Raw genomic sequence first — 10783 nt, 5'->3', positions numbered from 1 at the left:
GACCATCTACTTCGCCCTCACCCCCCATTTCCTGCTGCTGGACTACGCCGGCCCGGCCGAGGTCTTCCGCCTCGCCGCCGCCCACGGCGCGCCCCTGCGGCTGCACAGCTGCGCCGCCGCGCCCAGCCTGGCCTGCTCCATCGGCCTGGAGATGGGCGGGCTGGAGGCGCTGCCCGCCGCGCTGCCGGCCGGTGCCTTGGTGATGGTGGGCGGCATGGCCGACACCGCGGTCAACCTCGGCCATCCGCACACCCGCGCGGTGGTGCGCTGGCTGGCGGAGCGCGTGGGCCGCGAAACCGCGGTCGCCAGCGTCTGCGCCGGCGCGCTGCTGCTGGGCGAGGCCGGCCTGCTCGCACGCCGCCGCTGCACCACCCACCACGCCCTGCAGGCACAGCTGCGGGCGGCGGCGCCGGACGCCACGGTGGAAGAAGGCCGCATCTTCGTCGAGGATGGCCCGGTCACCACCAGCGCCGGCATCACCACCGGCATAGATCTGGCGCTGCACCTGGTGGAGCGCCACTTCGGCGCCGCGCTGGCCGCCCGGGTGGCGCGCGACATGGTGATCTGGGTGCGACGCAGCGGCCACGACCCGCAGCTGTCGCCCTGGCTGGCCTGGCGCAACCACCTGCACCCGGCAGTGCACAAGGCGCAGGACGAAATCGCCCGCGATCCGGCGCGCAGCTGGGCGGTGGCCGAGCTGGCGGCGGCGGTGCACGTCAGCCCCCGCCACCTCAGCCGCCTGTTCGAACGCCACGCCGGCCTGGGCGTCGCCGCCTACCAGCAGCAGCTGCGGCTGGCGCTGGCCCGCCGCCTGCTGGAAGACAGCACCCTGCCGCTGGAGCGGGTGGCCGAGCAGGCCGGCTTCGCCTCCGCCCGCAGCTTCCGCCGCGCCTGGGCGCAGCAGGAGCACGAGCCGCCGGGCGCAAGCCGGCGACGGAACCGGGGCGCTGCCGCGGATTGAAGACCGGACCGGCACGGCACGGCACGGCCGCCTGATGATCGCCCCGGCAGGGAATGGCCCAGCCGCCGGTTTTGAGCTCCCGTTCAGTTCAGGAAGGAACCAGTCGAAACCCGCGGCCGGCGATGCGCTGCGGCCACTCCGCCGCCGCAGCTATCCATGCGGCGCTGCGGGAGGGACCAGAGGAAACGGCTGAATCCGTCCGGCTCCCGGCCGAGCGGCAAAGCCCTGCCGGCTTCAGCCCTTCGCCGGCCGGTTGGCAATCCAGATGCCGGCGCCCACCAGCCCCAGCGCGATGAACACCGGCGGCGTCAGCGGCTCGCCCAGCAGCAGGCCGCCGGCCAGCACGCCGAACACCGGCGTCAGGAAAGAGAAGGAGGACAGCCGCGTCGCCGGATAGTGGCGCACCAGCCAGAACCAGCCAAGATAGCTGGCCCCGGCCACCACCACCGTCTGGAACAGCAGGCTGCCCCACACCTGCAGCGTCGGCGCGAAGATGCCCGGCTCGCCCAGGCCCGCCGACAGGAAGGGCAGCGCCAGCGCCGACACCGCCAACTGGTACAGCAGCGTCTTCTCCGGCACCGCGCGGCTGAGCGCCGACACCTTCACCGTCAGCGTGGTCGCGCCCCACAGCAGCGCGGCCGCCAGCATCATCAGGTCGCCTATCCAGGCGTCGCCCCCCGGCAGCAGCAGGTTCTCGCCGAACAGCACCACCACGCCGGCAAAGGCCAGCGCCATGCCCACCCACTGCGCCCGCCGCATGGCCTCCTGCGGCAACAGCCAGACCGCACCCAGGGCGACGAAGAAGGGCGCGGTGTAGAGGAAGATCACCCCGCGCGAGGCGCTGGTGAACTCCAGCGCGCCGAAGATGAGCGCGAACTCACCGGCGAACAGCAGCCCGGCGAGCAGGCCGGGCGCCAGTGTGCCATCGCTGAAATCGAACACCCTGACCCGCCGCGACGCCGCCCAGGCCCACACCAGCACGGTGGCACCGATGGAGCGCAGGCCAGCCTGCAGCACCGGCGAAATGCCGGCATTGGCCAGCTTGATCGCCACCTGTTGCACGCCCCATATGGCGCACAGCACAACCAGCAGGCCGACGGCGAAACGGTCGAGATGGGTCTTGGGGGGCATGGGGGTGTTCTCCTTGTGCTTGTTATGGGTGGCGCGACTGCTATTGAGGCTGCGTCTGTTTATTGGAGGGTGAAGCGTTTGCCGGGGCGTGAAGCCCTGTTTGCGGCGGAGCTGGGTCTGCGTCCCCGGAGCGCCATGGCTCTTTTGGGGCCTCGGCGCGGCGGGGTAGGCCATCGGGCTGGCCTTCAATGGGTACAAGGCTTACCGGGCGCCCGGGCCCGGCTGGTATTCGAGACGGATGGCTGGGCAACGGCTTGCACTTGAATGCAGGCTCGCGCTCGGACCGAAGGCTGGGGCCGGTGCGCGGGGCTGCCCTTCGATAGGCTCAGGGCGAACGGAGGCGATTGGGGGAAGGGAAGTAGAGGCCGGGACTGAGGACAGCGGGATGGTTCCTGCACCCTCGTCCTTCCCGCCCCTTGGCCGCAATCCTCTCCAACAAGCAGCCCACCGCGCTGGTTTTCTCCCTCGCCCTCGCGGGGGAGGGGAGAAAACACCCTAAGTCCTGCTTCTCATCCCCTCGCGCCAGCCCTGACCAAGCTCATTCCGCCCCCATCACCCCAGCACCGCCGCCATCGCGGCGGCCACCGCCTCCACATTGTTGCCGTTGAGCCCGGCGGTACACATCCGCCCGGAGCGCACCAGGTACACGCCTTGCTCCTCGCGCAGCCGGTCCACCTGCGCCGGGCTCAGGCCGGTGTAGCTGAACATGCCGCGCTGGGCGGTGATGTAGCTGAAGTCGCGGCCGGGCAGGCGGGCGCTGAGGCCGGCGTGCAGGCGCTCGCGCATGGTCTTGATGCGGCTGCGCATGCCGGCCAGCTCCGCCTCCCAGCTGGCGCGCAGCGCCGGGTTGCCCAGTACCGCGGCGACGATGCGGGCGCCGTGCATGGGCGCGCTGGAGTAGTTGCGGCGCACGGTGGCCTTGAGCTGGCCCAGCACCCGCTCGGCCGCCTCGGCGTCTTCGCACACCACGCTGAGGCCGCCGCAGCGTTCGCCATACAGGGAGAAACTCTTGGAGAAAGAGTTGGCGACGAAGAAGCAGACGCCGGCATCGGCCAGCGCGCGCAGGGCGTGGGCGTCTTCCTCCAGGCCGTCACCGAAGCCCTGGTAGGCGATGTCGAGGAAGGGCAGCAGGCCGCGCGCCTTCACCACTGCGATCAGTTCCGCCCACTGCGCCGGCGACAGGTCCACGCCGGTGGGGTTGTGGCAGCAGGCGTGCAGCAGCAGCACGCTGCCGGCCGGCATGGCGTTCACCGCCGCCATCATGGCGTCGAAGCGCAGGCCGCCGGTGGCGGGGTCGTAGTAGGGGTAGCTGTGCACCGTGAGGCCGGCGCCCTCGAAGATGGCGCGGTGGTTGTCCCAGGTGGGGTCGCTGACCCAGGCTTCCGCCTTGGGGAAGTAGCGCTTGATGAAGTCCGCCCCCACTTTCAGCGCGCCGGAGCCGCCCAGGGTCTGAGCGGTGGCGATGCGACCACCGCGCACCGCGGCGTGGTCGGCGCCGAACAGCAGCTCCTGCACCAGCTTGCGGTAGTCCGCCGCGCCTTCCATCGGCAGGTAGGGCTTGGGCCCGATGCGCTCCAGCAGCCCGCCCTCGGCCTCGCGCACCGCCGCCATCACCGGCAGCCGGCCTTCGTCGTCGAAATAGACGCCGATGCTGAGGTTGATCTTGTCCGCGCGCGGATCCTTCTGGAAGTTCTCGTTGAGGGTCAGGATGGGATCGCCGGGATAGGGCTCGATGTGCTGGAACATGGTGGTCTCTGCGTAAAGAACGGTGGGGAAGGCGGGCGGACGGCGTGCTAGTCCACCACCGCCATGTCGATGCCTGAGGGTAGTTGCAGCCGGGCGCGCAGGGCGCGGGTGACTTCGATGCGGCCGTCGGCGGCCACCCGCAGCGCGTGCTCGATGCCGAAGTTGCGCACCTGTTGTCGCCAGCCGTCGCCGGCAATGTAGGCCGGCTTGCTGGCGGCGTCGGACAAGGTGCCGGCGTCCGCCCGCGGGGTGATCAGCACGGTGAGCGACTCGGTGGCGTGGGCCGGCTCGCCGGTGCGCGGGTCCAGCAGGTGGGCGTAGCGCACGCCGTCCAGCTCGAAATAGCGCTGGTAGTCGCCGGAGGTGCCTATAGCCTCGCCGTCGTACAGCGGCAGGGTGGCCAGCGGCCCCGGCTCGCGCGGATGCTGGATGCCGATGCGCCAGGGCTGGTCGCCCTTGGCGCCCAGCGCCATGACGTTGCCGCCGATGTTCACCAGCGCGTTGTGCACGCCCTTGTCGCGCAGGATGGCGATGGCACGGTCCAGCGCGTAGCCCTTGGCGTAACCGCCCAGGTCCAGTTGCACCGCCGGGTTGCGGCTGGAGACGGCGTTGCCGTCGATCACCAGGTCGGACATCCGCGGCCGCGCCGCCACCAGCGCGCGTACCTTGTCCATGTCCGGCCGCTGCGGCACGAAGGTGTCGGTGTGGAAGCCCCACAGCGCGATCAGGCTGCCGAGGGCGGGGTCGAAGAGTTCGTCGCCGGTGGCGGCCAAGCGCTGGGCGTCCTTCAGCATGGCGGCCAGCTCGTCCGACACGGTGACGGTGTCGCCACGTGCCAGGCCTTCGTTCAACGTGGTGAGTTCGGACGGCTCCCAGGCGTGGTAGGCGCGATGCAGGCGGTCGAACTCGCCCAGCACCGCCGCCATCGCCGCGTCCGCCTGGGCCTGGTCCTCGCCATAGACGGCGACATCCACCCGGGTGCCGAAGACATAGGACTCCTGGTGGAAGACCTGCGGCCGCGAGCAGGCGGCGAGCAGGCTGGCAGCCAGCAACAGGCCGAACAGCTGCAGCAGGGAGAAGGCCGGGAGGAGGGGGAGCCGCAGCGGGAAAACCGGGTACTGCCGGACAGACGAGGGAGCGGGCGGATTCATTGGACGAATCTTAGCGCAGCCCTCCCCGCTTTGGCGGCCGGCGGCAGCGGAGCGAGGCCGCCCTGCCCCGCCGGGCCGGCTCGCCGCAGGGCAGGCCTCAGCCCAGCGCCGCTTCCAGCCGCTGGATGACCAGGCCGGCGACGTCGAAGCCCATCTGCGCGGCGATCTCCACCATGCAGGTGGGGCTGGTGACGTTGATCTCGGTGAGATGGCCGCCGATCACGTCCAGGCCGACGATGAGCAGACCGCGCTGCCACAGGATGGGCGCCAGGGATTCGGCGATCTCGCGCTCGCGCGCGGTGATCGGCATCGCCACGCCGCGGCCGCCGGCGGCGAGATTGCCACGGGTTTCGCCGGCCTTGGGGATGCGCGCCAGGGTGAAGGGCACCACCTCGCCGCCGATGATGAGCACCCGCTTGTCGCCCTCCTTGATCTCCGGCAGATAGCGCTGCGCCATCACCGTGCGGCTGCCGTCCTCGGTCAGCGTCTCGACGATGACGTTGCGGTTGGGGTCGTCGGCGGCGACGCGGAAGATGCGGCTGCCGCCCATGCCGTCCAGCGGCTTCAGGATGACGTCGCCGAACTCGTCGATGAAGGCATCCAGGTCCGCCGCCTCGCGCGCCACCAGCGTGGTCGGCGCGAACTCGGGGAATTCCAGGATGGAGAGCTTCTCCGAGTGGTCGCGGATGGCGCGCGGGTCGTTGAACACCTTCACGCCGTCGCGCACCGCCCGCTCCAGCAACCAGGTGGCGGTGACGTACTCGAAATCGAAGGGTGGGTCCTGCCGCATCAGCACCGCGTCGAACGTCGCCAGCGGCAGCTGCTCCGCCTCGCCGGCCCGGTACCAGTCGTGATCGTCGGCGAACAGCGACAGCGGCACCGCGCGGGCGGACACCGCGCCGTCGCGCCAGGACAGCGCCGGCCGCTGGATGGCCCACACCGCGTGGCCGCGGGCGGCGGCGGCCCGCATCATGGCGATGCTGGAATCCTTGTAGGCCTTCAGCTTCTCCAGCGGATCGACGATGAAGGCGATCTTGAGCACACGGGTCATGGCGGCTTCCCTCAGGCGGCCGCTTCGATGGCGGCCGGCTCGGTTTCCTCGATCTCCACCGAGGCCGCCAGCAGCGCCAGGCGGGCGACCACGCCGTAGGCGTAGAAGCGGTTGGGCGCGGCATCCGGCGCCTGGCTGCAGTCCGGCAGGGTGCAGCAGGTCTCGAAGGCCAGCGGCTTGAAGTGCATGCCGGGGGCGTTGAGGTTCTCGTCGCGGCCGCGCTCGGTGTGCACCCGGTAGAAACCGCCCACCACGTAGTGGTCCATCATGTAGACCACCGGCTCGGCCACCGCATTCTCCACCGTCTCGAAGGTATGCACGCCTTCCTGGATGATGACCTCGTGCACCTCCAGGCCCTCCTTCACCACCGCCATCTTGTTGCGCTGGCGGCGGTTGAGGCCGACCACCTCGGAGGCGTCCTTCACCGTCATCACGCCCATGCCGTAGGTGCCGGCATCCGCCTTGACGACGACGAAGGGCTCATCGGTGACGCCGTATTCCTTGTACTTGGCGCGGATGCGCGTCAGCAACTGATCCACCTGGGTGGCCAGGCACTCCTCGCCGGTGCGCTCCTGGAAGTTGATCTGGCCGCAGACGCCGAACTCCGGGTTGATGCGCCAGGGGTCGATGCCGATGGTTTCGGCGAACTCGCGCGCCACCCGGTCGTAGGCCTCGGCATGGCGCGACTTGCGCCGCGTGTGCCAGCCGGCATGCACCGGCGGGATCACCCACTGGTCTTCCAGGCCCTGCAGGATGGCGGGCACGCCGCCGGAGAGGTCGTTGTTCAGCAGCACCGCGCAGGGATCGAAGCCTTCCAGGCCGACACGACCGCCGCTGCGCTGCAACGGCTCCAGCGTCAGCGTGGAGCCGTTGGCCAGTTCCAGCGTGGTCGGGCCTTCCAGGTCGGGCAGCAGGCTGCCGATGCGGATGTCCAGGCCGGTGAGCTTGAGGATGGACACCAGCCGCGCCACGTTCTGCAGGTAGAACTGGTTGCGCGTGTGGTTCTCCGGCACCAGCAGCAGCTTGCTCGCATCCGGGCAGATGCGCTCTATCGCCGCCTGGGCCGCCTGCACGCACAGCGGCATGAAGGCATCGTTGAGGTTGTTGAAGCCGCCGGGGAAGAGGTTGAGGTCCACCGGCGCCAGCTTGAAGCCGGAGTTGCGCAAGTCCGTGGAACCGTAGAACGGCGGCAGGTGATCCTGCCACTGGACACGGAACCATTGTTCGATGCGGCTGGCGCGGTCGAGGAACTGCTTTTCCAGTTCGAGCAGTGGACCGGTCAACGCGGTAGTGAGATGGGGAACCATGGCTGTTCTCGGAAAAGGCCGCGGCCGGAACCGCCACGGCGATTGATGTGCGCGGATGTTACACCAAAGCCCGGAAACCCCCGGTCGGGCGCCGGCTTGCACCCAAAGCGGGAAAACCGGCGGTGGGTAGACAGCACGACTTGGGGTTGACTATGACTCTTTTCATAGGCATGACGATGCTGCCCGCGCTTCACTTTGCATCCCGAGTGAAAACAACGACATTCAAGACTCAGCCCCCATCGTGACCCCATACGAAAGTATTATCCTGGCAGCGCAGGCGGCCGCCCGCGCTGCCGGGCGGTGGGCGGTGCTCGCCTGTCTGCTGTCCTTGTTCGCCCAACCTGCGGTGGCGGCGGGCACTCCTCCTGAAGCCCCCGGCACCGTCCACCTGAGCGCCGCGGAGCGCGCCTGGCTGGCGGCCCACCCGGTGATCCGCTACGGCGCCAACCCGGCCATCGCCCCCTACAGCTACCTCACGCCCCAGGGGCATCGCGGCGCCGATGCCGAACTGATGGCCCTGCTGGGCCAACGCCTGGGCGTGCGCTTCGAATTCCGCCCCTACGCCGAGTGGGACGAGGTCCTGCAAGCCGCAGAGCAAGGCGACATCGACGTGGTGTCGCCAATGGTGTCCAACGGCGAACGGCGCGGCTACCTGCTGTTCACCCAGCCGGTGTACCGCCTGAAGTTCGGCGTCTTCATGCGCAGCAACAAACCTTACATCGAAGACCTGGACGATCTCGCCGGCCATCGCGTTGGCATGCAGCGCAGCTCCCAGATGCGCCAGGTGCTGGAGCAGGAGCAGCCGCTGCTCACCATCACCCAGCTGGAAAACCTGGAGCAGGGTCTGGAGCGGGTGGCGGCGGACGAGCTGGACGCGCTGATCGGGCCGATCAGCCAGGTGTCGCACTTCGTGCGGGTGCGCAACTTCGACGACATCGACCTCCGGCTGGAGCTGCCGGACCAGGCGTCCCGCGCCATCGGCGTGCGCAAGGACTGGCCGGAGCTGGTCGCCATCCTCGACGAGACGCTGCCGACGCTGGCCGCCGAACGCCGCCGCGCGCTGGAGCGCAACTGGCTGGGCGACCGGCCGCGCGGCTTCACCGCCGCCCAGATCAGCTCGGTCGCCGTGCCGGCGCTGGCAGTGCTGGCGGTGGCCCTGGCCATCCTGATGGTCGGGGTGAACAAGCGCCTGCGCGACTCCGAAGCCCGCGCCAGCCTGCTGTTCCGCAACCACAGCGCGGTAATGCTGCAGGTGGATGCCGCCAGCCGCCGCGTGGTGGACGCCAACCCGGCGGCGGTGCGCTACTACGGCTACCCGCGCAAGCAGCTGATCGGCATGCCGCTGACGCGGATCGACACCCTGCCGGAGGAGGAACTGGCACGGCTGGTGAAGGCCACCGCCGACAACCAGGCCAGGCGCTTCATCGTCACCCACAGGCTGGCGGACGGCAGCCTGCGCGACGTCGAGGTCTTCACCTCGCCGGCGGCGGTCGGCGGCCGCACCATCCTGCTCTCCATCATCCACGACATCACCGAGCAGCTGAACGCCGAGGCCCAGCTGCAACGCATGGCCAGCTACGACCCGCTCACCGAGCTACCCAACCGCCGCCTGTTCATGAACCGGCTGCGCGAGGAACTGGCCCGGCGCGGCCGCGACCAGGGCCAGTTCGCGCTGCTGTTCGTGGACCTGGACGGCTTCAAGGCGGTGAACGACCGCCACGGCCATGACGCCGGCGACCGCCTGCTGCGCGAGCTCTCCGGCCGGCTGCGCAACTGCGTGCGCGAGAGCGACACCGTGGCCCGGCTGGGCGGCGACGAATTCACCCTGCTGCTGCCGGATGCCGAAACCGCGGCGGACGCGGCCGCGGTGGCGCTGAAGATCATCGAGGCGGCCTCGCGGGAAGTGGCGCTGGACGGCGGCCTGCTCGCCCAGGTGTCGGCCAGCGTGGGCATCGCCCTCTACCCTGCCCACGGCCGCGAGGCCGACCTGCTGCTGAGCAGCGCCGACGCCGCCATGTACCGGGCCAAGTCGGAGGGCAGGAACCGCTACGCCTTCGCCACCGCCAGCGACGCGCCCGGGCCGGCCGACGATACCGCCTGAGCCTGCGCGCCCGCCGCCGCATCCGGCAGGAAACGGGCGAACTCCGCCGGCAGCGGCGCATGCTCCAGGCTGCGCTGGGTGAACAGGAAGCGGCCGTCGCAGACGTAGCCGAGGTCGGCCCAGGGCACCGCGTTCAGCGCCGTCGCCAGTTCGGCCGGCGCCACCTCCTCGCGGTGCGGAAACAGCGCCAGCACCGCGCCGTCGTAGTCCTGGCAGTCATTGACGAAGAAGGGCCGCGGCGCCCGCGTCTTGCCGTTCACATAGACACGCGGGCGCTGGCTGCGGAAATGCAGTCGGCCCCACTGCCACCAGTTGCTCTCGTCGAAGCGCGCCACCTTGCGCGCCAGCAGTCTTTCCTTGTGCGGCAGCAGCGTGTCCGGCGCCGGCGCGTCCGGCTCCGGCAGCAGCATGCGGCGGGTCTGGCCGTCGCGCACGGTGGAGGAGCAGACGAAGGGCCGGCAGGCGCCCAGCACCGGATCGGCATAGAGATCGTCGGCGCCGGACACCGCGCCAACCTTGACGAAGCCGATCTGCGACAGCCGCAGCGGGTAGTCGCCGCGGGCGAACATCAGGTGGCCGCCGCTCTCGACGAAGTAGCGGGTTTCCCAGGCGGGCGCCGCCAGCGCCGGGCCGAGGCGGTCGCCGGCGCCCAGCTCCGCGTGGCGCAGCTCGCGCGCGCCGCGGCCCTTCTCGAAGCGCCAGATCAGGCAGTTGGGCACCGCGCCGTCGAACACCCGGGCGTCGCCCAGCTCGATGGCGTGGGTGATGGAGCCGCTGGCGTAGAGCAGGCGGTTGAGCTTCACCGCCGAGGTCGCCTTGAGGAAGTCGCGCGGGGTGATGAAGATCAGCTCGCCGCCCGGCGCCAGGTGGCGCAGGCACTTCTCGATGAAGAAGAGATACAGGTTGGCGCGGCGGTCGAAGTCCACCTTGCTGCCGCCGCGCAGGATGCGCTCACGCGTTTCCGCCGGAATGTCCTGGCAGCGCACATAGGGCGGATTGCCGATGATGGTGTCGAAACGCTCGCTGTCCGGGTAGGCGAAGAAGTCCATCGCCTGCGCGCCCGGCGGGCAGTGGCGGGCATCGAACTCGATGCCCACCGCGCCCGGCAGGTGGCGGAAGAAGGCGCCGTCGCCGCAGGACGGCTCCAGCACCCGGCCGTGGCGCCGGCGCAGCGCCAGCATGGCCTGCACCACCGCGTCCGGGGTGAACACCTGGCCCAGCCCGGCCACATCGCGCACCGCCGCCAGGCGGTCGTTCATGCGCGGCGGCCCGGCAGGCGGGCCGCCGCGCATGAACGACCGCCTGGCGGCGGTGCGCGATGTGGCCGGGCTGGGC

Annotated in this window: 8 protein-coding genes; 2 read left to right on the top strand and 6 right to left on the bottom strand. The window is 70.4% G+C overall.

The window, feature by feature from the left end; genetic code table 11:
- Positions 1 to 961 (top strand): helix-turn-helix domain-containing protein (locus GRF61_RS21555; protein ID WP_169152680.1); only part of this gene is annotated, 961 nt, incomplete at its 5' end.
- A gap of 234 nt (positions 962 to 1195) precedes the next feature.
- On the opposite strand, the gene GRF61_RS21550 is transcribed toward GRF61_RS21555, so the two are convergent.
- From GRF61_RS21550 to gshA, 5 genes are all read right to left on the bottom strand, one after another.
- Complete coding sequence (locus GRF61_RS21550; RefSeq protein WP_169152679.1) at positions 1196 to 2092, bottom strand: DMT family transporter; 897 nt, start codon at positions 2090 to 2092, stop codon at positions 1196 to 1198.
- 552 nt (positions 2093 to 2644) lie between these two features.
- Positions 2645 to 3838 (bottom strand): amino acid aminotransferase, encoded by a 1194-nt coding sequence (locus GRF61_RS21545; RefSeq protein WP_169152678.1) that lies wholly within the window; start codon positions 3836 to 3838, stop codon positions 2645 to 2647.
- Between the two features lie 47 nt (positions 3839 to 3885).
- Positions 3886 to 4893 (bottom strand): FAD:protein FMN transferase, encoded by a 1008-nt coding sequence (locus GRF61_RS21540; RefSeq protein ID WP_169152681.1) that lies wholly within the window; start codon positions 4891 to 4893, stop codon positions 3886 to 3888.
- A 193-nt stretch (positions 4894 to 5086) separates the two neighbouring features.
- Positions 5087 to 6040 carry a glutathione synthase gene (gene gshB, locus GRF61_RS21535; RefSeq protein ID WP_169152677.1) on the bottom strand — a complete coding sequence of 318 codons (954 nt, stop codon included), beginning with the start codon at positions 6038 to 6040 and terminating at the stop codon, positions 5087 to 5089.
- Positions 6041 to 6051: 11 nt separating this feature from the next.
- Positions 6052 to 7347 (bottom strand): glutamate--cysteine ligase, encoded by a 1296-nt coding sequence (gshA, locus tag GRF61_RS21530; protein WP_169152676.1) that lies wholly within the window; start codon positions 7345 to 7347, stop codon positions 6052 to 6054.
- Positions 7348 to 7588: 241 nt separating this feature from the next.
- On the opposite strand from gshA, the gene GRF61_RS21525 reads away from it, so the two are divergent.
- On the top strand, positions 7589 to 9448 hold the full coding sequence (locus GRF61_RS21525) for a diguanylate cyclase (protein WP_169152675.1): 1860 nt from the start codon (positions 7589 to 7591) through the stop codon (positions 9446 to 9448).
- On the opposite strand, the gene GRF61_RS21520 is transcribed toward GRF61_RS21525, so the two are convergent.
- On the bottom strand, positions 9394 to 10707 hold the full coding sequence (locus GRF61_RS21520) for a class I SAM-dependent methyltransferase (RefSeq protein WP_169152674.1): 1314 nt from the start codon (positions 10705 to 10707) through the stop codon (positions 9394 to 9396). The genes GRF61_RS21525 and GRF61_RS21520 overlap by 55 nt on opposite strands.
- Between the last annotated feature and the right edge of the window lie 76 nt (positions 10708 to 10783).

Source organism: Azoarcus sp. TTM-91, from assembly GCF_012911025.1.
In the GTDB taxonomy this organism is placed as follows: Bacteria; Pseudomonadota; Gammaproteobacteria; order Burkholderiales; family Rhodocyclaceae; genus Azoarcus.
Note: the sequence above shows the minus strand (reverse complement) of the source record. Positions and strands in the feature narration are given on the sequence as shown.

Excerpts from the sequence above, each read along its gene's own strand:
- GRF61_RS21550 (WP_169152679.1), bottom strand. The coding sequence starts at position 2,092 with ATGCCCCCCAAGACCCATCTCGACCGTTTCGCCGTCGGCCTGCTGGTT.
- GRF61_RS21545 (WP_169152678.1), bottom strand. The coding sequence starts at position 3,838 with ATGTTCCAGCACATCGAGCCCTATCCCGGCGATCCCATCCTGACCCTC.
- gshB (WP_169152677.1), bottom strand. The coding sequence starts at position 6,040 with ATGACCCGTGTGCTCAAGATCGCCTTCATCGTCGATCCGCTGGAGAAG.
- gshA (WP_169152676.1), bottom strand. The coding sequence starts at position 7,347 with ATGGTTCCCCATCTCACTACCGCGTTGACCGGTCCACTGCTCGAACTG.
- GRF61_RS21520 (WP_169152674.1), bottom strand. The coding sequence starts at position 10,707 with ATGAACGACCGCCTGGCGGCGGTGCGCGATGTGGCCGGGCTGGGCCAG.